Annotated in this window: 20 protein-coding genes; 12 read left to right on the top strand and 8 right to left on the bottom strand. The window is 52.6% G+C overall.

What is annotated here, in order from left to right; genetic code table 11:
• The first annotated feature begins 9 nt into the window (after positions 1–9).
• From HCN83_RS00625 to HCN83_RS00640, 4 genes are all read left to right on the top strand, one after another.
• Positions 10–555 carry a hypothetical protein gene (locus HCN83_RS00625; protein ID WP_168004371.1) on the top strand — a complete coding sequence of 182 codons (546 nt, stop codon included), beginning with the start codon at positions 10–12 and terminating at the stop codon, positions 553–555.
• 42 nt (positions 556–597) lie between these two features.
• Positions 598–2,250, top strand: coding sequence for a sensor histidine kinase (locus HCN83_RS00630; RefSeq protein WP_343033626.1), 1,653 nt, complete (start codon positions 598–600; stop codon positions 2,248–2,250).
• Complete coding sequence (locus tag HCN83_RS00635) at positions 2,243–2,920, top strand: response regulator (RefSeq protein WP_168004372.1); 678 nt, start codon at positions 2,243–2,245, stop codon at positions 2,918–2,920. Before HCN83_RS00630 ends, HCN83_RS00635 begins: the two co-directional genes overlap by 8 nt.
• 132 nt (positions 2,921–3,052) lie before the next feature.
• On the top strand, positions 3,053–4,378 hold the full coding sequence (locus HCN83_RS00640) for a CitMHS family transporter (RefSeq protein ID WP_168004373.1): 1,326 nt from the start codon (positions 3,053–3,055) through the stop codon (positions 4,376–4,378).
• A gap of 59 nt (positions 4,379–4,437) precedes the next feature.
• Here HCN83_RS00640 and HCN83_RS00645 read toward each other — a convergent pair whose 3' ends face one another.
• Positions 4,438–5,085, bottom strand: a complete 648-nt coding sequence (locus tag HCN83_RS00645; RefSeq protein WP_168004374.1) for a hypothetical protein — start codon at positions 5,083–5,085, stop codon at positions 4,438–4,440.
• Between the two features lie 114 nt (positions 5,086–5,199).
• Complete coding sequence (locus HCN83_RS00650) at positions 5,200–6,012, bottom strand: hypothetical protein (RefSeq protein WP_168004375.1); 813 nt, start codon at positions 6,010–6,012, stop codon at positions 5,200–5,202.
• Between the two features lie 155 nt (positions 6,013–6,167).
• Between HCN83_RS00650 and HCN83_RS00655 the strand changes: the two genes are divergently transcribed.
• Positions 6,168–6,929: a hypothetical protein gene (locus HCN83_RS00655; RefSeq protein ID WP_168004376.1), complete on the top strand. Its 762-nt coding sequence runs from the start codon at positions 6,168–6,170 to the stop codon at positions 6,927–6,929.
• Positions 6,930–7,106: 177 nt separating this feature from the next.
• On the opposite strand, the gene phnE is transcribed toward HCN83_RS00655, so the two are convergent.
• Genes phnE through HCN83_RS00670 form a run of 3 tightly spaced genes read right to left on the bottom strand, consistent with a single transcriptional unit; the run spans position 7,107 to position 9,593 of the window.
• Positions 7,107–7,895 (bottom strand): phosphonate ABC transporter, permease protein PhnE, encoded by a 789-nt coding sequence (phnE, locus tag HCN83_RS00660; RefSeq protein WP_168004377.1) that lies wholly within the window; start codon positions 7,893–7,895, stop codon positions 7,107–7,109.
• Entirely contained in the window at positions 7,892–8,698 is an 807-nt protein-coding gene (phnC, locus tag HCN83_RS00665; RefSeq protein ID WP_246238043.1) for a phosphonate ABC transporter ATP-binding protein, read from the bottom strand. Before phnC ends, phnE begins: the two co-directional genes overlap by 4 nt.
• Positions 8,664–9,593 carry a phosphate/phosphite/phosphonate ABC transporter substrate-binding protein gene (locus HCN83_RS00670; RefSeq protein WP_168004378.1) on the bottom strand — a complete coding sequence of 310 codons (930 nt, stop codon included), beginning with the start codon at positions 9,591–9,593 and terminating at the stop codon, positions 8,664–8,666. The genes phnC and HCN83_RS00670 overlap by 35 nt, the downstream gene beginning before the upstream one ends.
• Positions 9,594–9,923: 330 nt before the next feature.
• Here HCN83_RS00670 and HCN83_RS00675 point away from each other — a divergent pair, with 330 nt between their 5' ends.
• From HCN83_RS00675 to HCN83_RS00685, 3 genes are all read left to right on the top strand, one after another.
• Positions 9,924–11,273 (top strand): hemolysin family protein, encoded by a 1,350-nt coding sequence (locus tag HCN83_RS00675; protein WP_168004379.1) that lies wholly within the window; start codon positions 9,924–9,926, stop codon positions 11,271–11,273.
• A gap of 266 nt (positions 11,274–11,539) precedes the next feature.
• Positions 11,540–12,457: a YusW family protein gene (locus HCN83_RS00680; RefSeq protein ID WP_168004380.1), complete on the top strand. Its 918-nt coding sequence runs from the start codon at positions 11,540–11,542 to the stop codon at positions 12,455–12,457.
• Between the two features lie 198 nt (positions 12,458–12,655).
• Positions 12,656–13,546, top strand: coding sequence for a metal ABC transporter solute-binding protein, Zn/Mn family (locus tag HCN83_RS00685; RefSeq protein ID WP_168004381.1), 891 nt, complete (start codon positions 12,656–12,658; stop codon positions 13,544–13,546).
• 43 nt (positions 13,547–13,589) lie between these two features.
• Here HCN83_RS00685 and HCN83_RS00690 read toward each other — a convergent pair whose 3' ends face one another.
• Positions 13,590–14,768 carry a pyridoxal phosphate-dependent aminotransferase gene (locus HCN83_RS00690; RefSeq protein WP_168004382.1) on the bottom strand — a complete coding sequence of 393 codons (1,179 nt, stop codon included), beginning with the start codon at positions 14,766–14,768 and terminating at the stop codon, positions 13,590–13,592.
• Between the two features lie 166 nt (positions 14,769–14,934).
• Here HCN83_RS00690 and HCN83_RS00695 point away from each other — a divergent pair, with 166 nt between their 5' ends.
• Both HCN83_RS00695 and HCN83_RS00700 read left to right on the top strand, forming a co-directional pair.
• Entirely contained in the window at positions 14,935–16,335 is a 1,401-nt protein-coding gene (locus tag HCN83_RS00695; RefSeq protein WP_168004383.1) for an MDR family MFS transporter, read from the top strand.
• Between the two features lie 728 nt (positions 16,336–17,063).
• Complete coding sequence (locus HCN83_RS00700) at positions 17,064–18,572, top strand: alpha-amylase (protein WP_168004384.1); 1,509 nt, start codon at positions 17,064–17,066, stop codon at positions 18,570–18,572.
• A gap of 81 nt (positions 18,573–18,653) precedes the next feature.
• Here HCN83_RS00700 and HCN83_RS00705 read toward each other — a convergent pair whose 3' ends face one another.
• Together HCN83_RS00705 and HCN83_RS18705 are read right to left on the bottom strand one after the other, a co-directional pair.
• Entirely contained in the window at positions 18,654–19,466 is an 813-nt protein-coding gene (locus HCN83_RS00705) for an STAS domain-containing protein (protein WP_168004385.1), read from the bottom strand.
• Positions 19,467–19,542: 76 nt separating this feature from the next.
• On the bottom strand, positions 19,543–20,550 hold the full coding sequence (locus HCN83_RS18705; protein ID WP_168004386.1) for a diguanylate cyclase domain-containing protein: 1,008 nt from the start codon (positions 20,548–20,550) through the stop codon (positions 19,543–19,545).
• Positions 20,551–20,781: 231 nt separating this feature from the next.
• On the opposite strand from HCN83_RS18705, the gene HCN83_RS00715 reads away from it, so the two are divergent.
• Positions 20,782–21,750, top strand: coding sequence for a S8 family peptidase (locus tag HCN83_RS00715; RefSeq protein WP_168004387.1), 969 nt, complete (start codon positions 20,782–20,784; stop codon positions 21,748–21,750).
• An 18-nt stretch (positions 21,751–21,768) separates the two neighbouring features.
• Complete coding sequence (locus tag HCN83_RS00720) at positions 21,769–22,632, top strand: alpha/beta fold hydrolase (RefSeq protein WP_168004388.1); 864 nt, start codon at positions 21,769–21,771, stop codon at positions 22,630–22,632.
• Positions 22,633–22,640: the final 8 nt, after the last annotated feature.

The raw sequence follows: 22,640 nt of genomic DNA on the forward strand, positions 1-22,640 counted from the left end.
GAGGCTGTCATGCAACGTCTACGTACGGCTGCCGTGATCACGGCAGCTGCTTTTTTAGGTGGATGTGGAAGCGATGAACCGATGGAAGTCTGGGAGCCGGACGAATCAGAGACGGAGACCGTGCTGACGATCATGTCGGATACGTGGATTGGTGTGTCATTTGAGTCAGAGCCCAGGCGTATGGTGATGGCGGAGATGGAGCACTATACATATGGTGAATTGGAGGAAGAAACGAGCGGAGGCGTAGGAGTGGAGCTGGAAGGAGAAGAAGGCTTTGCATTTGGATCGGTGCGCGATGAGGAGGATGCGCTCTTATTTGATGTCGGTATCCACTCAGGTGGAACCACTGGATCGGCGCGCCCGAGAGTTGAAAAAGATGCTTTACATGAAGACAGTTTCGGCCTCATTTCGATGAGAGAAGAAAATTTTCATGAGGCTTCGCTTGAAGACGGCTCCCATGCAGTCGAATCCAACCTGCTCACAGGTGTCGCTGACAACCCGGATATGCTGGATGACTATCCGGCGGCTTTTTTACTGAAGCTCTCTTATGAATAAGATGCTGATGCGGTATACTGGCATCAGAAGGGGGAGCGGGCCGTGGGAAACCTGACGAGGCATGACATGAAAAAGTATATCAGCCGGCCGCCGCAGCGGATCAGTCTGCTTGCAAAGCTGACGATTATGACGGCGGTGCTCATCACAGGCACGCTGCTTGTGCTCGGGCTTTTTTTTTACCAGCTGCTCGCTGATTCGCTTGAGGAGCAGATGGGAGAACGCGCGCTGAGCATGTCCCGCACGGTCGCGGAAATTCCCGAGCTGCAGGAGGAGATGGGAAGCGATAGTCCATCGGCAGAAGCGGTGCAGGCGCTTATTGCGCCTCTCCACGAAGCGTCGGAGGCGGAGTTTATCGTCGTCGGTGACACGGAGGAAATCCGCTATTCTCATCCAAATCCGGACCGGATCGGCGAGCGCATGGTCGGGGAAGACAACGAGCGGGCGCTTGTACTTGGGGAGTCGTACATATCACAGGCGGAAGGATCGCTCGGCCCCTCGATCCGCGGCAAGACGCCGCTTATATCAGACGGGGAGATCGTCGGTGTCGTATCGGTCGGGTTTCTCATGGAAGACGTGCGCTCCGTCGTCGGGCCGTACCGGAACGAGCTGCTGCTGTCGCTGGCGCTGATCACCTCGTTCGGTGCAGGGGGCGCGTGGCTTTTATCGCGCTATATTAAGCGTCGCCTGTTTCAGCTGGAGCCGGAGGAAATTTCCTACCTGCTGCTGCAGAAGGAAACGATGCTCCAGTCGGCGTACGAAGGCATTATCGCCGTCAACCGAGAAGGGAAAATCACGCTCATGAACCGGGCTGCCCAGAAGCTCGTGGAAGGCGCGGAGGAAGCTTCCGCCTGGATTGGACGTCCGATTCAGGACGTGCTGCCGCTCTCCAGGCTTCCGGAAGTGCTCGAGACGGGGGTTGCTCAATATGATGAAGAAATGGCGTTCGGGGCGAACGTCGTCCTCGTCAACCGGGTGCCGATGTATGACGGGGATAAGCTGATCGGCGCGGTATCCACGTTTCGAAACAAAACGGAAATTGAGAAGCTTTCCAATGAGCTCGCACGCGTGCGTGAATATGCTGAAGGGCTGCGTGCTCAGACGCATGAATTTTCCAACAAGCTGCACACGATTTCCGGACTCCTGCAGCTGGAAGAGATTGAAAAGGCAAAGCGGTACATTAAAGAAGAGAGCGTGAATCAGAAAAACTGGATCCGCCGCTTGATTCATAACGTGAAGGACCCGATGCTGAGCGCGATTTTGCTCGGGAAGCTGAACCTGGCGCATGAAAACGGGGTGAAGCTGGAAATTGATGAATCGAGTCATTTGGCAGAGGAGCTTCCGGAAAATGTCCGGCAGGCGCTCATCACTGCGGTCGGCAACATCATCGATAACGCGATTGAAGCGATGCAGGAGCTGCCGCGCGGCGAGAGGCTGATTGAGGTTTATTTCAGCGATGCCGGAGCGGATGTGCTCATAGAAGTGGAAGACGTGGGGCCGGGTATTCCTGAAACGATGGAGCACTCGCTGTTTGAGCAAGGTGTATCCAGCAAAGCCGGGGAAGGACGCGGCTTCGGCCTGGCGTTATCGAAGGCGCAGGTGGAGGCGTGCGGGGGTACCATTTTTGCCGAGAAAACCGACGAAGGCACGTGCTTTGTCGTGACGATTCCGAAGCAGAGGAGGAAGCTGCATGGCTGAACCACTGAAGGTCATGATCGTAGAAGATGATTTCCGGGTAGCGGAAATCACGCAGACATACGTGGATAAGCTGGACGGCTTTTATACGGCCGCACAGGCAAAGACAGCGGCTGAAGCCGAGCAGGCGGCTGACGAGGTTAAGCCGGATATCATTCTGCTTGATATGTTTATTCCGGACACGCGCGGGCTGCAGCTGTTTTATTCGCTGCAGCAGAAGCTGCCGGACGCAGCACTGCTCGTCGTGACCGCCGCGAAGGAGCAGGACATTGTCAGGCGTGCGCTTCTTGGGGGAGCAATCGACTACATGATCAAACCAGTCGAATTCAACCGGCTTGAGAGCGGCTTGAAGCGTGCGGCGCACTGGCTGCATGTGCTGAACGCTTCGGATGAGATGCCGCAGCAGGACATTGACCAGCTGCTTCACCTCGCCGATCAAGCCGGTGCGAAGGACGAGCTGCCGAAAGGGATTGACCGGATCACGCTGGAGCAGATTTTTGAGCTGCTCGCGAGCGATCGCGGCGTTACAGCGGTCGAAGCAGGGGAAGCCATCGGTGCGAGCCGTTCGACAGCACGCCGTTATTTAGAGTATCTCGTCACCGAAGGAAATGCGGAGGCGATCTTAAAATACGGGGATGTCGGCCGTCCGGAGCGGCGCTACATCCGCTCGTGAACAAAATGAACAAAATAACATAAACGACGAATATACGGTTTATGTTCGTTATATTTTCTTTCAAAACCTCTCCTGATACGCTTAGTGCAATCAACTCGTAAGCGTTTTCAAAAAAACAGGAGGGGTTTTCCTATGCTCAGTATTATCGGTATTCTGACGATTGGTGTCATTGTCGCCCTGTTGATCAGTGGCCGCATCACGCCGATTGTCGGACTCGTACTCGTTCCCGTGATCGGCGCTCTGCTTACCGGCTTCTCGGTGGAAGCGATCGGCGGCTTCTTTAACGAAGGGATCGATTCTGTCATCAGCGTCGTTATCATGTTCATCTTTGCGATTCTCTTTTTCGGCATCATGCAGGACACCGGACTGTTTGACCCGTTCATTAACCGTGTGATCTCGCTCACTCGCGGAAGTGTCGTCGCGGTTGCCGTCGGTACGGTGGCGATCGGAGCGGTGACGCACTTAGACGGATCCGGTGCGTCGACGTTTCTGATCACGATTCCAGCGCTGCTGCCGATTTACTTAAAGCTCGGCATGAGTCCTTACCTGCTTTTGCTGCTCGTCGGTCTCAGCGCAAGTATCATGAACATGGTGCCGTGGGCCGGACCGATCGGCCGGGCTGGTGCTGTACTGGGCGTGGATCCGACGGAGCTGTGGCGTCCGCTCATTCCGGTGCAGATCAGTGCGATGGTGCTGCTCATCGGTCTTGCTGTCTTCCTCGGTCTACGTGAGAAAAAGCGTATTGCCAAGCGCGGTCATGACGCAGCAGACGAAGTGTCGGAGGAAGTGGCAGCAACGCTTGATACCGCAGATGCCGAGTGGAAGGACGAAAAAGACGATTTGCGCCGTCCGAAGCTGATCTGGCTGAACGCGCTCATTGCGATCGCCGTTGTCGTGACGCTCGTCTGGGGCATCATCCCGTCTGGATTCGTGTTCATGATTGCCCTCAGTATTGCGCTGCCGCTCAACTATCCGAAGGTGGACCAGCAGATGGACCGGATCAAAACACATGCACCAAATGCGCTGATGATGGGTTCCATCATTCTCGCAGCCGGTTCCTTCCTCGGTATTATGAACGGAACAGGTATGCTGGATGCGATTGCCGTTGATATGGTCGCAATCCTGCCGGCCTTTATCGTGCCGTACCTGCACGTGATCATGGGGGTATTCGGTGTCCCGTTTGACCTGATTTTAAGTACAGATGCCTATTACTTCGCACTTCTCCCAGTTGTGGAGCAGATTGTGAGTGCGAACGGCATCGACTCGATTACGGCTGCCTACACGATGATTATCGGCAACATCATCGGCACGTTCGTCAGTCCGTTCTCTCCGGCGCTCTGGCTTGCGCTCGGACTTGCCGGCCTCGAAATGGGCAAGCACATCCGCTACTCGTTCTTCTGGGTATGGGGCTTCAGCATCGTTCTGATGGGAGTTGCGTTTTTGCTGGGAGTTATTTAATCAAAGCAGACCTCGGGGTGACGGAATAAGTCATTCTGAGGTCTTTCTTTACGCAGCGATCAATTGATGTTGTCATACGACTCCATCTGCTCGTTAAAAACGAATTCCACCATAGTAAAGTCGTATCCCCAGTCTCTGAAGGCGCGTTCGAGCTGGGTGGCTTCCACCTCGGTTGTGATGGAAAGGTTTTTCAGGGTGCTGTAGGCTGCCTGCTGCTCTCCGATTACAAATTCCTGCATGCTGTAATCATCGGCCCAGTCGGCTTCTGCCTGCTTTCGGATTTCCGCTTCCACGTCGGAGGCTGAAAGCGCGGCGATCACGTTCGTGTAGCTGCCGCTTTCGGTCTCTTCCTCAGCAGCCTCTTCGCTCGCTTCTTCCGGTTCGCTTTGCCCGGACTCGGCCTGAGCCAGCTTTGATTCCAGGCTGCTGTGGTTATCCTCAAGCGTTTCGTAGTCGGTTTCCAGCTCCTGATATGCGTCCTGAAGCTCTTCCAAATCCGCTTCTAACGCCGCATAGGCGTCTTTTAATTCCTCGTGATCGGCAAGCAGATCGGGATTGGACAAGTCGCTCAGCAGCTGTTCGAGCTCGTCATTTTCCACGTGTAACGCTTCAATTGCTGCTTTTTGTTCGGCGGCTTGCTCCTCTGCTTCCGCATTGGAACAGGCTGCAAGCAGGCAAATCGCTGAGAGTAGGACAGTTTTTTTCATGGTTTCCTCCGGCATGAACGTTTTTCTTTTTAATCATAGCCGAGGGAAGCGCAGCACACAATCATTTTTAGGTATATTATCCTGGTCATAAAGGATAAAATGGTGCGGCATCGACTAGTTAATGTTTTCGTGAGATTTCATCTGTTCCTCGAACACGAATTCGACCATGATAAAATCGTAGCCCCAGTCCCGGTAGGCGCGTTCAAGCTGTGTCGCCTCCACGTCTGTTGAAATGGTCAGGTTTTTCAGCGTATGGTAGGCAGCTGTTTGTTCATCGATGACAAATTCCTGCATGATAAAATCATCCGGCCAGTCGGCTTCTGCTTTTTTACGAATTTCATTCTCGACTTCTGATGCGGAAAGACCGGCGATGACGTTGTCGAGCGAGCCGCTGCTCGTACCGGACTCGCTTTGTTCGCTGGAGTCAGAGGTGCTTTCAGGAGATTCGTCTGAAGCACTGGCGCTCTCAGCTGCTTCTGCCTCCGCTGTCAGGCGGCTGTTCTCAGACGTCAGCGTCTCGACCTCGTCTTCTAAGGCAGACAGGTTATCCTGGAGTGTTTCTTTCTCGGAAGAAAGCGACGCGGCTTCTTCTTCCAATGAGGCAGCGGTGTCCGCCATTTCGTCATAGGCTTCCTCCAGCGCGCTCATTTCCTCCTGCAGCTCAGCGAGTTCTTGCTCCAGTTCGGCACTGTCGTCTGCTTCTGCTTCGCTCAGCTCTTTTTTCAGCTCACTGATCTCGTCCCGGCGTTCCCGTCCGCGGTTCCGCTCGCGCTCCAAGTCCTCCTCCAGCTTGTCCACCTGCTCCTCCAGTCCGCTGATCTCTTCTTCTGCCTGCAGTGCCTCTTCCTGTCCATCCGCTTCCTCATACGTCTCACTGCATCCGGCGGCAACCAGCATCATCGTGAACAACCAGACGGCTCGTCTCATGGGTCTATCCCCTTTCTATTTCTCTGTTAGCTTAAGTGTAAGGGAATTGCAGGCAAGCTTCCATCATTATTCTGATTTTTCTGTAAATTAAGGCAACAGGAACTTTTCCCCTCTTTTATCGTATCAAGTAGCAGAGAATTCGGAGGGGATGCGTCATGAAAAAGGGATGGGCTTCGGTGCTGCTGCTTCTGCTGACTGCTTGTGGGGAGGAAGAGCAGGACGTGATAACAGGATATAATTTGGGAAGCCACGTGCTTGAACACGGGAAGATTACGGTATTTGTGGAAGATAACGAATTTGGAACGGAGCTCCCTCCGCATGTTACGAGTATGACGGCGAATATGGAGGAATACGAAGTAGAAGCGTACACGGTCGTATATAACGAGGACACGGAGATCATCGACAGCGAAACGGGAGAGCGAATGGAGGACCCGCCGAATCTGTTCACCCCGGTTTCCCAGCAGATACACGTTGTGCCGGAGGAAGGCTTTGAGCAGATCGTCTCGACGAACCGGGACAATCATATTCTTCATGACCGGACGCTGCTCCCTGCAGTCAGAGCAGAGCGGATCGAGCTGGAGCCGCTCAGCCTGGAAGACATTCATGCGTACGTGGAGGAAACGGCGTGGGACCATTTTACAGATGGATTTGTGCTGGCTCTCTTAGAGGACGGGACGCAGGAAGCGATTGATTTTGCGACACGCCAGCAGACCTATCACGAGGAGCTGAGAGAAATCAGCGGGGGCAGAGATCGCTGGTCGATCGGAAGCTTCGGGGAATCCTATGCGGATGCGATGAGCGGCGGAGAAGTCGAGTTCCCTTCCTATTTCATTTATCAGGAAGGCGAGGAGCCGGTTCGAAAGGAGTCGATTGATGAGGTAATGGCTCTTGTGGAAGAGGCGGGCAGGACGGAGTAACAGCAGCCGGATCGCGCGCATGAGCTTAACTGGGTCTGCATTCAGCACCTGCGATAAAAGCCGGCATCCCCCTAAGGATAGCCGGCTTTTGCATTGATTCCTGGAAAAGCGGAAGATGCTTTCGATCCTCCAATGTTCTCCATACTATTAGAAAACCGTTGTGCAGATGACACCGGTTCAAATCACTTTTTTACGGATGGCAGAAGAAAGCTGTTCAAAGGCAATGACAACAATCAGGATGAGAATAATGATCATCAGCGCTTCGTCAAAGTTGCGCAGCGTAAAGGCAGTCGACAGCTCGACGCCAATGCCTCCCGCCCCAACGAGACCGAGTACAACAGCCGCCCGGATCGATTTTTCAAATGAGAATAAGCTCGTGCCCACAAAAGACGGGAAGCTGATTGGAATAATCGACCCTGAGATTACCCCGAGCTGTCCGCCGCCTGTTGACTGAAGCGCCTGGGAAGGGCCTTTCTGTACTTCTTCGATGCGCTCGGAGAAAAAGCGGGCACAAAAGCCGATCGTGTCGACGATAATGGTCAGAATGCCTGCAAGCGGACCGAGACCGACAGAAATGACGAAAATAAGCGCCCAGATCAAATCAGGAATCGTACGCATCGCGGATACCATGCCGCGCGCAGCCCAGCGGATAGAAGGATGCGGGGCCGTATTATGAGAAGCGAGCAGGGCTACCGGAAGACTCAGAAGGACGCCGATCACCGTGCCAACAAGCGCAATTTGAAAGGTTTCGTACATCGCTGCCGAAATTGGCGCAATTCGTTCCGGATTGGGCGGAAACGCAGAGGAGATAAACCCAAACATGTTCAAAATTCCGCTGAATAGTCGTTCCAGTGAAATTTGTGCGTGCTGCACGCCAAGTACGAACAAACCGGCAAAGATACCTACTGTGACGACCGTCACCCAGGATGGTCGTTTGAATCTGGCAGGAGCAGTAAGAGTCGTCATGCATGAGCCGCCTTTCTGCCCGATCCGTAGTAAAGCTGATCAAGTTCTCCGGCAGAAATGGAGGAAGCAGGTGTGTCGAGAACGATTTGGCCCTTATGCAGACCAATAATACGGTCGGCAAAGTTTTTGGCGATCTCTGTTTGATGGAGAATACAGACAACTGTCAGGGACTGTTCCTCTACGATATCCCAGAGCAACTCCATTACTTCACGGCCGGCTTTAGGATCGAGGCTTGCGATCGGTTCGTCAGCCAGAACGATTTCAGGCTCCTGCATGAGCATCCGCGCGATGGCGACTCGCTGCTGCTGTCCGCCTGAAAGCTGGTCTGATCTGCGGTCGGCGAGATGCGCAAGGCCGACCCGGTCCAGACACATCATGGCCCGGTCCCTGTTGTCAGATGAAGCGAAGGGAGCCATGACCGGCAGAATGCTGCGATGGTGGCCCATCCGCCCAAAGAGTACATTTTGAAATACGCTCAAATTGTAAACAAGGTGAAAATGTTGAAACACCATGCCGAGCTTTTTGCGTACTGGCTTAAACGACCTTCTGCTGAGGGAGGCAAGATCTGTGCCCTGCAGGTAAATCGACCCGGAAGTCGGGCGCTCAAATCCGGAGAGACACTTGAACATCGTAGATTTTCCGGATCCATTGTGACCGAGCAGAGCAACAGCTTCTCCTTTATTTACATGAAACGATATGTTCTGCAACGCCGTTGTTCCATCCGGGTACGTTTTGGTTACATGCTCAACGTGCAGATCGGAAGTGACGTTACTCTTCATCGAAAGAAAGTCCCAATGTTTCATAGGCTCTTCTCATTGGATCGTAGTCCTCATCGGATGCTTCGAGGAAGCGTGCCTGCATGTATTTATCGTTCTCGCCGGTCACGAGAATGCTGTCGATGATTTCTTCCTGCGCCTCAATCATCGCCTCCTGCATTGCGGCAACGAAATCTTCAGGAAGCTCAGGACTTGCGACAAACACATCGTTTGGAAGCGGCGGTCCTTCATGAATCAGACGGTACTGGCCTTCTCCGTCTTCCTCCACCATTTCGTGGTAATCTTTAATGCCGGTTGCAAGTACGTCAACGTCATGGTTTTTAAACGCTTCAATGCGGACATTATCAAGCAGCTGAATATCAAAATCGGCATCCAGATCGTATCCTTCTTCAATCAAAATGGAACTTGGGCCAATATGACCGCTTGTTGATCCGGCATCTTTCATGGCGATGGAAGTACCGACAATATCGTCGAGCGTTTCATAGTCGCTGTCCTCGTGAACGATAAACGCAGCATGGTATTCGTCGCGCTCAATTCCGACAAAGGGATAGGAGTCCGGTACGACATTATTAATCTGCACATACTCTGAAGGGCCGGCCAGCATCACGTCCACCTGATCATATTCCAGAGCCGTTGCGCCGACGATTCGGTCTGATACCGCAAAAAACTCTACCTCGATATCGAGTACTTCTTCCAACTGCTCCTTAAATGGTTCAAATTCGCGCTGTAGTTCTTCCATGCCTTCCACACCAGTATCGGCAAAACGGAGCGTCTCCGGCCACGCTTCTTCATCTTCCGCCGCTTCAGGAGCGGTATTTGCCGCCTCCTCCGCTTCAGCTGTATCATTCTCCTCATTTGCCCCACAGGCTGTCAAAGCGATAGCCGCCAGCGACATACCAGTAATTGTCCATGCTTTTTTCATTGTAAATTCCTCCTCGGTTATGTAATCCGGTGCCTACACTACAGCAGGTTTGTAAAGGCGGCGGTAAGGCAGTGTTAAGGGTGTATGAAAGATTGTGAATAAAAGCGTGAATAATGAATGAAGCATGAAGATTGTGAATGGATGAATCAGGAAGGTCTGCGCAGGGTAAGGCAAACAGGGCAAATGATTGTAAAGAACATGAATGGCATATCTTTTATCTATGTCCGCTGCTTTTCAGAAATGGAGCGTCATTTTTACATTATTTTCATGCGGAGAGGTGCTATAATAAATTAATTTCATGTTGGAGGTGGCTCCCCTAAAGGGGAATAAATGGACATAGTCTTAGGAATGAATCTGCTGCTCGTAGCACTGCTGATCGGTCTCACCGCCTTTTTTGTCGGTGCAGAATTTGCGATTGTGAAAGTCAGAATGTCGCGGCTTGATCAGCTTGTTGCAGAAGGCAGCCGAACGGCTGTAACGGCGAAAAAAGTAACATCAAATCTGGACTACTACTTATCAGCCTGTCAGCTCGGTATCACCGTTACGGCACTCGGTCTCGGCTGGCTTGGCAAACCGACAGTAGAACGACTGTTATATCCGGTTTTTGATGTACTGGGCATTCCGGCTGCGGCAGCAGCCGTCGTTTCATTCGTAATTGCGTTCTCATTTGTAACGTTTTTGCATGTCGTCGTCGGTGAGCTCGCTCCAAAGACGCTTGCCATCCAATTTTCTGAAAAGATGACCCTTCTGCTGGCACCGCTGCTGTATATGTTCGGAAAAGTGATGTTTCCATTTATTTGGACGCTGAATGGCGCTGCCAGACTGCTGCTGCGTACAATCGGCGTTCGTCCGTCACCTCATGAGCAAGCACACTCGGAGGAAGAACTACGGATCATTATGGCTCAGAGTTTGGAAAAAGGGGAAATCGACCAGCATGAATATGTATTTGTTGAAAATGTGTTTAAACTCGATACACTGACAGCAGAGCAGGTGATGGTTCCACGCGTCAGAATGATCACACTTCCGGACAATGCAGATACGCCTGCGGTGGCAAAGCTGCTGGATACGCATCATTTCAGTCGTTATCCGGTTACGGTAAATGGAAATAAGGATCAGATCCTGGGCTTTGTGCATACGAAGTCGTTGATTTTCCAATATAAAGAGACGGATCATGTTTATATTAAAGACGTGCTGCAGCCGCTGCCGACCGTAGCTGAATCGGCTAATTTACAGCAGACGCTGCAAATGATGAGGCAGACGCATACGCACATGGTGCGCGTTGTCGATCAGTACGGAGGTACAGCGGGTATTGTAACGATGGAAGATATTTTAGAGGCTCTTATTGGTGACATACAGGATGAATTTGATGAAGAACCGGTGCTTTGGAAACAAGTGGATCCACACACGTATATCATTGATGCAGAAATGTTAGTGACGGATGTCGACCGTCATCTGGGTATCACAAAAGCGGCACCTTATGAAGGCCTTAAGGCAGGGGAACTAATGCAGCAATCGGGTCAGTTTGATGGTCCGGGAGCATCGCTGACTGTAGGAAACTGGAAATGGTCAGCGGCAGAGTTGCATGAGGGACAGGTGAAACGGATCAAAATTCAGCCTGAAGCCGGGACAGCGGGTGCTCCTGCTGCTAAACGCAGCGAAGAAGCAATTCTCTCCTCCTGATAAAAACCAGTTTGGACATAGCATTCAGTACGTTTACACAGGCGCTGAAGAAGGGAAATTCCTCTTCTTCAGCGTTTTTTACTTCAGGATGCCAGTCGTCTGTGTCAACAGCATGTTGCCAGAAAACGTCCCTTCTATAGCCCCGGACCCAGTAAATGATAAAGTCTTCATCTATTCTCATCAATTTCTAATCTGAGATTCATTGTACGCTCATCTTTTCAGGGTACGCTTTATACTGTAATCAATAAACGAAAGGGTGACGCGACATGAAAAAAGTAATGACAGGACTGGCAGCAGTAACACTGCTTACAGCATGCGGAGGACTTAATTCTGTAGAGCCGGAGCAAAATACAAGCACAGCAGGCCAAGAAAATGAAGTAGAGACAGAAATCAATGACCCGGCAGCGGACAGCTCAGACGAGAATGAAGCAGTGAATGAAGAAAATGAAGAGAATCAAGCCGAGACTAATACAGAAACCAATGAGGATAACACAGCAGATCAGGAAAATAACGAGACAGCCGGTGAGGAAGAATCTGCCGCAGCGGACGTGATCGAATTTGACCTGCACATTGAGTTTCTGGATGATACGGAGTGGGAGTACGAGTTTGAACGAAACGATCTGGATGATACGGAAGTAGAGCGTGACGGGGAAGAAACGCTTACTGGAGAAGCAGCCGCTGCTGAGATCGAAACGCTGCTGGCGGAGCTGGATATGACGACAGACCGTCCGCTGGAAGAGATGATTCAGGAAGTGCTGGAAGCAGCAGGTGCGCCGCTGGATGAAGTAGACGATGTCGATGTGGAAGTAAAGTATGCGGACGGGGAAGAAATCGTCATCGACCATGAAGGCAGACAGCAGTCCGGAGATCTCGGAAGTGTCAGAGAGTTTGATCTGGATATTGATTTCTTTAATGGCGAAGACCTCGAATATGAGTATGAAACCGATGGCCCGGAAGGAGAAATTGAGCGCCGTGACGGCTCCGAAACAGAGGGACCTGAAGCTGTAGAGGAAATTGAGGAACTGCTTGGCAGCATTTCCATTACGATGGACCGTACAATTGCGGAAATGAAGCAGGAAGTCCTGGCGGAGCTGGATATCGAAGAAGATGAAGTAGAAGACTTTGATATCGATGTAGAATATGAGAATGGGCAGACGATTAAATTCAAGCACGATGTGGAATAAATGATCGATTTGGAACAGACGGCAGGAGGAGACATTCCTTCTGCTGTTTTTTTTCTTGCGAGCAAAAAGCAATACGTGAGAGCAGCATTTCTCTTTACAAATCTAACGAAAGCAGATAAGATGGTCTCAACAATAAAAGTTTCCTTCGGGAAACATCATGGCTATACATAAACTTTTGTATAAAAAGAGGGATGACAAATGAAAAAGATGGTTTGGCTGCTGCCGGCACTGTTGCTGGCCGCTTGCGGGGAAGCAGAATCCGGAGGCAGTGAAGAAGAGCAGGATTTATATATTACCACAAGCTTTTCCGTACTCGGCGATATTGCCGCAACGGTTGCAGGCGAGCACGCGGAAGTTGATTACATCGTGCCGATCGGCGAAGAGCCGCACGAATATGAGCCGGTACCGAGTGATTTCCGTAACGTGAACGAAGCAGATGTGTTTTACGTCAACGGTCTGGGACTGGAAGAGTGGCTGCAGCGCGTCGTCGAAAACGCAGCGGACACAGATGTGGTGGAGACGTCCACCGGCGTCGAGGAAATTCCGCTTGAAGGAGAAGATGGGGTCGACCCGCACGCATGGCTGAGCCCGGCGAACATTCCATACTACGTGGACAACATCGTTGCCGATTTGTCGGAGCGGGCACCGGATGCCGCTGCTGATTTTGAAGCAAACGGCGAACAGCTGAAGCAGGAAGCAAAGGAGCTGTCGGCTCAGATTGAAGAAGAGCTTGCGGACATACCGGAAGAACAGCGGCTGATCGTCGTCAGTGAAAATGCCTTTAAGTATTTCGGGGCTGATTTTGATATCGACACAGACGGCATCTGGGAGCTGAACTCGCATGAAGAAGGCACAACCGGCCAGATGAACCGGATCATTGACGTGATTCAGGACCGCGGCGTCCCGGCAGTGTTTGTCGAGTCGACCGTGGATCCGCGCTACATGGAGACCGTATCTGATAACTCCGGCGTGCCGATTGCCGGCGAAGTTTACACCGATGCTGTCGGTGAAGAAGGAAGCGGGGCAGAAACGTACCTTGACATGCTGCGCCACAATGCCTCGGTGTTTGCAGAGGGACTAGCAGAATAAGAAAAGAAGAGGAGTCGGCAAGCTGCCGCTCCTCTTTTTGGTGCTATGGCTGAAACACGTCCAGCTTGCTGATCCGTTCGACGGCTTCCTGAATCCGTTCTTCCGGCTGGACGAGACCGACGCGCAGAAATCCTTCTCCTGAAGGTCCAAAGCCGCTGCCTGGGGCGGTGACGACATGAGCTTCGTGAAGCAGCTTGTCAGCGAACGCTTCCGAGGTCCAGCCGTCGGGAACGGGGAGCCAGGCGAAAAATGATCCCGCCGGAGCAGGAACCTCCCAGCCGGCGTCGCGCAGGCCGCTGATAAGCAGATCCCGTCTTTTTTTATACGTATCCGTCAGTTCCCGCACGCTGTCCTGCGGTCCGTTCAGCGCATCAGCGGCAGCATGCTGCACGGCACCGAACAGGCTGACGTACAGATGGTCCTGCAGCAGGTTCAGGTGCTTGATGACGGAGGCGTTGCCGACGGCGAATCCGATCCGCCAGCCTGCCATGTTAAACGCTTTGGACATCGTAAACATTTCCACCCCAATGTCTTTCGCGCCCGGCGTCTCCAGAAAGCTGGCGGGCTTCTCGTCGTAGCCGATAGTCCCGTACGCAAAATCGTGGCAGACGCAGATGCCGTACCGTTCGGCGAGGGAGACAGTCTCTTCAAAAAAGCGGCTGTTTGCAACCGCCGCGGTCGGGTTGTTCGGGTAGTTTAAAAACATCAGCTTTGCTTCATCCAGCACGCTGCTGTTGAGCTGACCGAAGTCCGGTAAAAACTGATTTTCCTGTTTGAGCGGCATAAACGTAACGGCTGCACCGGCCATCGACGTACCGGAAAGGTAGTCGGGGTAGCCGGGATCCGGGAGCAGCGCACGGTCGCCCGGATTCAACAGGCACTGGCTGATTTCAACGAGGCCGGTTTTGGCACCGGAGAGCACGGCGACCTCCGTTTCCGGATCGAGCGTGACACCGTGCTCGCGCTTATAATAAGCGGCAACAGCTTCCTTTAAAAACGGCCAGCCGGTGAACGGAGAATATTTATGGTACAGCGGACTTTCGGCAGCATTCTGGAGAGAATGGACGACGTGTCCTGGTGTCGGCAGATCCGGGTTTCCCTGTCCAAGATTAATGACATCGTGGCCTTCCTGTTTCAGAGCGGCAGCAGTGCCGGCAAGCTTGGCAAAAAACTGCTCCGGCAGCTGCTGGAGCATCGTTGATGGTGCAAATGTGCGGCTCATAGCATCGGTCCTTTCTTCGTCTGTTTCCTTTAGTGTACGGAAAAGAGAGCGGTATCGTAAACAAAAGCTTCGACTCTCGTCAGGCAGAACCCTTTTTCGGGTAATGAGAAAAGAGTAAGATAGAAGAAGGCGCGTTCCAGCCAGGAACCAGACGGGAGAGGACATCATGCCAGACGACATACGAAAAGGACCGCTCGTCGCCGTGCTGCTGACAGGTACATTTGTCGCGATCTTAAACCAGACGCTGCTTGTCACGGCGATCCCGCCGATTATGCGCGATCTCGGAATCGATGCGAATACGGCGCAGTGGTTGAATACGATATTCATGCTTGTGAACGGAATTATGATTCCGATTACAGCGTTTTTAATAGGAAAGTATACGACGAGAGCATTGTTTATGACGGCGATGAGCCTGTTTGCACTCGGTACACTTATTGCAGGCCTTTCGCCGAACTTTGAAATGCTGATAGCGGGACGGATCGTACAGGCATCCGGAGCCGGGATTATGATCCCGCTCATGCAGACGGTGCTGTTTATGGTCTTTCCAGTGGAAAAGCGGGGGCAGGCGATGGGGCTTGTCGGACTTGTCATTGCGTTTGCCCCGGCGATTGGACCGACGCTCTCCGGATGGGTCGTCGATCAGTATCCGTGGCGGGCGCTGTTTTTCATCGTGCTGCCGATCGCGATCATTGATTTGATCGTTGCGTACTTCGTACTGAAAAACGTCACGAAGCGAACGTTCCCGAAAATTGACCGTCTTTCGATCATGCTGTCCACGCTCGGCTTCGGCGGTTTGCTGTATGCCTTCAGCAGCGCCGGTTCAACGGGCTGGGGAAGCACGCAGGTGCTTGCCTCCGTATCCATCGGCGCCGTGGCGCTGTTCTGGTTCATCAGCCGTCAGCTGAAGCTGCCGGAGCCGATTCTCGAATTCCGCGTGTTCCGCTACGGCATTTTCACGATTTCCAATATCATCGGCGTCGTGCTGTTTATGTCGATGATCGGAGCAGCGACGATCCTGCCGATTTACATGCAGGACATGCTCGGCTTCAGCGCATTCCAATCAGGGCTTATGCTGCTGCCGGGTGCGATATTAATGGGCGTATTCAATCCGATCACCGGGAGAATTTTTGATAAAGTCGGGGCAAGGTGGCTGTCGATCAGCGGCATGGCACTGCTGACGGTGATGACGTTTCTGTTTACGAGACTGACCGAAGATACATCGTTTGCCTACATGGCGACGGTGCACGCCTTCCGCATGCTGGCACTCGCGATGGTGATGATGCCGGTGACAACGGCAGGCCTGAACCGGCTGCCGGAGCACCTGATTCCGCACGGAACGGCGATGAACAACACGCTCCGCCAGGTCGGCGGCTCGCTCGGCACGGCCTTTCTCGTGACGATGATGACCGTCGGGGCAGCCGCCTCCGGAAACGGCATCTCCGAAAACGAGGCGATGATTCAAGGGGTGAACATCTCCTTCTGGGTCGCAACCGGCCTGTCGTTCGTCGGCTTCGTGATCGCGATGTTCATTAAAAATCCAGCTCCAAAACAACAGGAAGAAGCATAAAAGAGCGGTGCCGGAGATTCATTCCGGCACCTTTTTTTTACATGGAGGCGGCAGTTTCACATAAAACGAGTAAACCTCCTCACAACAAGCAGAAGCATACGCATTAAAAGGGAATGGATACGCATAAGAGAGGGAAGCATACGCATAAAGCAGGAACCAGTTACGGATAAGGACCTCCAGTTACGCATAAGGAGGCGAAGAATGCTCATTATAGACGAAAGCATGCTCATCAGCGGTCGTTCTGTGCGCATAATCGCAACCAGCTGCGCATAAGGAAAGAACGATGGGTAATAAAAGATCCCCGTCGGCAGTTTCACATAAAGCGGCAGAGCTTCCTCGTAAAACGAGAAAACTTCCTCATAAAGTGCGGTCTCCTCCTCATAAAAAGTAGAAGCATACGCATAAAGCGGGAACCCGCTGCGAATAAGGACCTCCAGTTACGCATAAGGAGGCATAGCGTGCGCATTACAGAAGAAAGCATGCTCATAAACGGTCATCCTGTGTGAATAACGCTCCCTTCTCCTGCGATTAAGCAAATCTGCTTTCCGAAAGATCTGCATGTCTACAATAGTCCTGTGTAAACCGCGCTGTTGCACAATCGTTTGCACACCCTTAGCCGCAACGGGCCGTATGACATTCTGCTGAACGTTGCCAGCGGCGTTGCATGAATCGCGAAAACAGGCTAACGTCGTAAATGAAAGCGATTTCATAACAGGGAGGATGTTTTCATGAAAAAGACGTTGCTGACTGGAATGGCGGCCTTCATGCTGATGCCGGCGGGTACGACGCTGGCGGAATCGGAAAATGGCACGATGATGCAGTATTTTGAATGGCACCTCGAAAATGACGGAGAGCACTGGAACCGGATGAACGCGGAAGCTGAGGCGCTGAGTGATGCCGGCATCACGGCACTCTGGATTCCGCCGGCTTACAAAGGATCCGGGCAGGGGGATGTCGGCTACGGAGCCTACGACCTGTACGATCTTGGGGAATTTGATCAAAAAGGAACCGTACGGACGAAGTACGGTACAAAAGCAGAGCTGGAATCAGCCATCGATGAAGTGCAGTCGCAGGGTATTCAGGTGTACGGCGACGTCGTCATGAATCATAAAATGGGTGCTGATTTTACAGAAGCGGTAGAGGCGGTGCAGGTCAACCGTTCCAACCGGCTGCAGGACATTTCCGGTGCTTATGAAATTGAAGCGTGGACCGGCTTCGACTTTCCGGGAAGAGACGGTGTTTATTCCGATTTTCAGTGGCGCTGGTTTCATTTTAACGGCGTAGACTGGGATGCCCGATATGAAGAAGATCACCTTTTCCGGCTGGCACATACGGGCTGGAATTCCGATGTCGACCTGGAATACGGCAATTACGATTACTTACTCGGATCGAATATTGATTACAGCCACCCGGAAGTGCGGGAAGAAATGATGAGCTGGGGCAGCTGGTTTACAGACGAGCTGAATCTGGACGGCTACCGGCTGGATGCGGTGAAGCATATGCCCGCCTGGTATATGAATGACTGGGTCGGCTTCCAGCGTGACGAAGCGGATCAGGATTTGTTTGTCGTCGGTGAATACTGGGCGGACGACCTCGGCGCAATCGAAAGCTATCTGGAGCGGATGGACTGGGACGTCTCGATGTTCGACGTGCCGCTGAACTATAATTTCTATGAAGCATCGAGAACAGGCGGCAGCTACGATATGCGAAACCTTTTGGACGGCTCGCTCGTTGAAACGCATCCGATGCATGCGGTGACGTTTGTCGACAATCACGACACGCAGCCGGGAGAATCTCTGGAATCATGGGTGGACGACTGGTTCAAGCCGCTTGCCTACGCCGTTATTTTGACGCGTGAAGGCGGTTATCCGTCAGTCTTTTACGGGGACTATTACGGGATTCCAAACGACGGCATCGGCGCAAAGCAGGAGATGCTCGATACGCTGCTGGAAGCAAGGCAGGACTATGCGTACGGCACGCAGCATGACTACTTTGACCACTGGGATGTGGTCGGCTGGACGCGTGAAGGAAGCAGCAGCCACCCTGGCTCCGGCATGGCAGCCCTCATGTCCAACGGTCCCGGCGGAGCAAAGTGGATGTACGTCGGCAGAGACCGTGCCGGTGAAACGTGGACCGATCTGACGGGTAATCACGGTGCGTCTGTCACCATTAACAGCGACGGCTGGGGCGAATTCCATACGGACGGCGGTTCTGTATCGATTTATGTGCAGCAATAGGGAGTCGGCTCATACTTAATAAGCGCTGAAACAGGGGACAACCTTGTTTCAGCGCTTATGTTATAGAGACTGCTTATCAGTTCAGTTTTCGTGACCGGCGATGTCGTTTAAAACGGATTTCACGCTCTGATACGTCGGGTAGTCGGCGAGACTTATGTTTTGTGCGATGATCATCTGGGCCGTTTCGGAGCGAATGCCGCTCACGATTACCTTCAGTCCGACGAGTTTCATCGAATCGAGAATCATAAACAAATGATCAGCTACCTCCTGGGTGATTTCATATGCTCCCGAAAAATCAACGATGACCGTCTGTATTTGCGATTCGGTCAGGCGCGGCAGCGTGTTCTCGAGCAGGCTGCTCGTACGCCGCTGGGTCAGATTGCCGATGAGCGGCAGCACGGAAATGCGGTCCCGTACAGGAACGATTGGCGCGGACAACTCCAGCATTTCTTTACGCATCTGCTCCAGCTGCTCCTGATAGCGGCTGTTGTAGTTCGCTGTCGTGCTGTTAATCACTTCATCGAACACTTCGACGATGCTGTTGATCAGCTGATAGCAGCTCGTCGACGTATGTTCCGCCTTACCCTGCAGCCGCTTCAGCAGTTCCATGCGCATCTGGTTTAAGTAACCGGTCATATCTTCAATTTCCAGTCCGCCTTCTGCAGCGCGGTTATGTGTATCATAGTCCAGTTTATCGAGCGGTGTGGCCCCGTTTTTCCCTTCAAGCCGGCGCCGGATCGTCTCCATTAACCCATAAGATAAACGGTAATGCATCTCGTAGCTGTTTTCGTCCTCATGTAAAAATGGTGAGCTTTCCCTCAGACTTTCCATCAAATCGGCGGTTAAGCCGTCCAAATCCTCAAATATTTCCGCTTCCTGAACAGACATCGTCATTTGATCACCTATATTCTTAGTAGATTCAGAGTCTATATTACTAGATGAAGGAAGGGATTACAATCGATGACTGCGCTTATGGCGCACCCGGGGCAGGCAGAAACGTTACTTGGTTTTTGCCAAACTGTTTGCCCTCAATGAGCGCCTGATCAGCTCTCGACAGCGTTTGCTCCAGAGAAGAGTCGACCTCCGTCAGACCGCCTGTGAAGGAAAGCCCCTGCGGCTCTGGCAGCTCATTCATCGCAAGTGCCATACGACGTACGGCCTGCTCGACTTCCGCCTGCTCGCCATCAGGGAAGTAGAGCAGAAATTCTTCTCCTCCCCACCGGGCCGCCATAGCGGGTGCCGTCATTTCTGCTTTTATAATCCCGGCCGCATGCGCTAAGGTGTGATCTCCGCCGGTGTGCCCGAACTCTCCGTTCACCTTTTTAAAATCATCCAAATCGAGCAGCGCGAGATATCCGGATTTCCCCTGATCGAGTGCTTCCTGAAGCTGCACGTACATCCAGCGCCGGTTGTAAAGGCCTGTCAGCGGATCAAACCGTTCGGCGGCTTCCAGTTCTATGCTTTTTTGATCGTGCATGCGCTTGTAAAACAGCAGGCAGATAAAAAAGATTGTAAACACCATAAATACGTTTACCGTTAAAATGGTCTGCAGCACATTCGGTGGAAAATAGCCGGTATTGGCGGGTGCGATGAAGAAGATAGAAAAGAAAAACGTGACGGCAGCGGTGTTTAGAACAACCTGCCAGGCAAGTGGAAGGAAAATCAGCGTCAGTACTGGGAAGTTCAAAATAAACAAATGGAGGCCGGCGGCAGTGCCGACGAGGTAGGAGCCGATCGTAATATGGACAATCGTGTTAACGAGCTGGGTGACTGCAATCTGCTTATACTGCTCCTTTTGCACGAGCGGAAGCAGCAGGAAAACGACGATCGTGCTGACCACGTGCGCACTCGCCAAAATCCAGTCTCCAGAAAAAATGTTGAGGATCATCAGAATCAAGTGGACCGACCAGTTTAAATAAAGAAAACGGGTCATCAGCTTCTGCAGCGGCGTGTAGGCGTTAGTTGCAGCATGATTCACAGCACTCATCCTCCAAATTTGATAAGAAAAACAAGTCTCCGGACCTATTGAAAAATAGTTCGTTACTATAATAATAACGTAAATAATGAAAAAATCAATCTTTCCTTTTTCGCAGAAGTGCTGACGGTCGACGGGAATGCGCTGTGTTGTAAGGTCGTTTCGCTTATCTGAACGGGTTTGTGCAAATTTATGGAAGGGAATGAGAATGGAAACAGGAAAGGAGTGTCCTGAATGAGCGATGTAAGGCTGATTCCATATAAGGTGGAAAAGCGGTTCCGGACGATGTCGAACGTGCCGCGGGGAATTGAAATGGTTGAAGCTCCTGCTTTCTGGAACGAAGCAGGAAAAGGAAGCGGACACGTTACAGCTGTTATTGATACAGGCATCTCGCTGAACCATCCGGACTTAGAGGACCGGATTGTAGGAGGAAGGAACTTTTCACAGGACGACGGTGGAGGCCCGGACAGCTATGACGACTACAACGGTCACGGTACGCATGTTGCAGGTACGATCGCAGCAGCCGAAAATGGGTCCGGCGTAATAGGTGTGGCTCCGGAAGCGAAGCTGCTCAGCTTAAAGGCACTCGATCAAAACGGAGGCGGATCGATGCAGTCCGTCGTCGATGCGATTGATTACGCGGTAGACTGGGAAGGTGCTGACGGGGAGCGTGTACGCGTGATCTGCATGTCGCTCGGAGGCCCGGAGGATATCCCGGAGCTGCACGAGGCGGTAAAGCGGGCTGTTTCCGAGCGAATTGCGGTAGTTGTTGCAGCCGGCAACGAAGGCGATGGCAATCTGGATACAGATGAGTTTGCCTATCCGGGTGCTTATAATGAAGTAATTCAAGTCGGTGCCGTCAATTTTCAAGGTGAGCTGACGGAGTTTACAAACACAAACGATGAAATTGATCTCGTTGCACCTGGTCATAACATTCTCTCCACCTACCTCGACGGCGGCTACTCGGAGCTGAGCGGAACCTCGATGGCAGCTCCGCACGTAGCCGGTGCGATGGTCCTGCTGCTTCACTGGGCAGAAGAAGGCTTTGGACGGCGTATCTCAGAGGCAGAAATGTACGCACAGCTGATTCGCCGTACGACGCCGCTGGGTCATCCATTGACGGCTGAAGGGAACGGTCTCCTTACGCTCGGTCTGGTGGAACGAATTGCCGCCTGGACCGGTGAACAGCCGGCGGCCCCATAAGCAGAGGAGGAACGAAACATGGCAGTTGATATAGAGTTTACGTTTATTGATACGAATCACGTGACCCTGCACACAGCACTAGCTGGACCGGAAGATGGGGAGCTTGTCGTTTTACTGCACGGCTTTCCGGAGTTCTGGTACGGCTGGCGTCATCAGATCGAAGCGCTTGCGGAAGCGGGTTACCGGGTTGCCGTGCCGGACCAGCGCGGCTACAATCTGAGCAGCAAGCCCGATGGTGCATCGCTTTACACTGTTGATTTGCTCCGCGACGACATCGCCGGTCTGATTGAGCAGCTCGGTTATGACGAGGCGCACTGGGTCGGCCACGACTGGGGCGGCGCGGTTGCCTGGTACGCGGCAGCCACAAAGCCGGAGCTCGTCAAAAAGCTGACGGCGATCAACATCCCTTACCCCGGGGCGATGGGCAAGGCACTGCTCCGCTATCCGCCGCAGCTGTTAAAAAGCTTGTACATGGCGTTTTTCCAACTGCCGGAGCTTCCCGAAAAGCTGATGCAGACGGATGATCTGGAGCAGATGAAAAAAGGCATCGCGATGACAGCAAACCCGGGAGCGTTTACCGAAGACGATCTCGAGCGCTACAAAACCGCCTGGGCGCAGCCCGGTGCTTTGACCGGCATGCTGAACTGGTATCGTGCCATCTGGCGAAAAGAGATCCGTCCCGATCTCGTGCAGGTGCCGGTGCGGATTCTCTGGGGGCTGGGGGATCCGTTTCTGCACAAAACGACGGCGAAGGTGAGTCTTGAGTACTGCGCGAAGGGCGAGCTGATCTATATTGACGATGCCACCCACTGGGTTCATCATGAACAGCCGGACGTCATCAACCGGCTGATGCTGGAGTTTCTGAAGCAGGAAAAAACGTAAAACCAGAA

Source organism: Alkalicoccus luteus (assembly GCF_012034335.1).
GTDB classification, from domain to species: domain Bacteria; phylum Bacillota; class Bacilli; order Bacillales; family Salisediminibacteriaceae; genus Alkalicoccus; species Alkalicoccus luteus_A.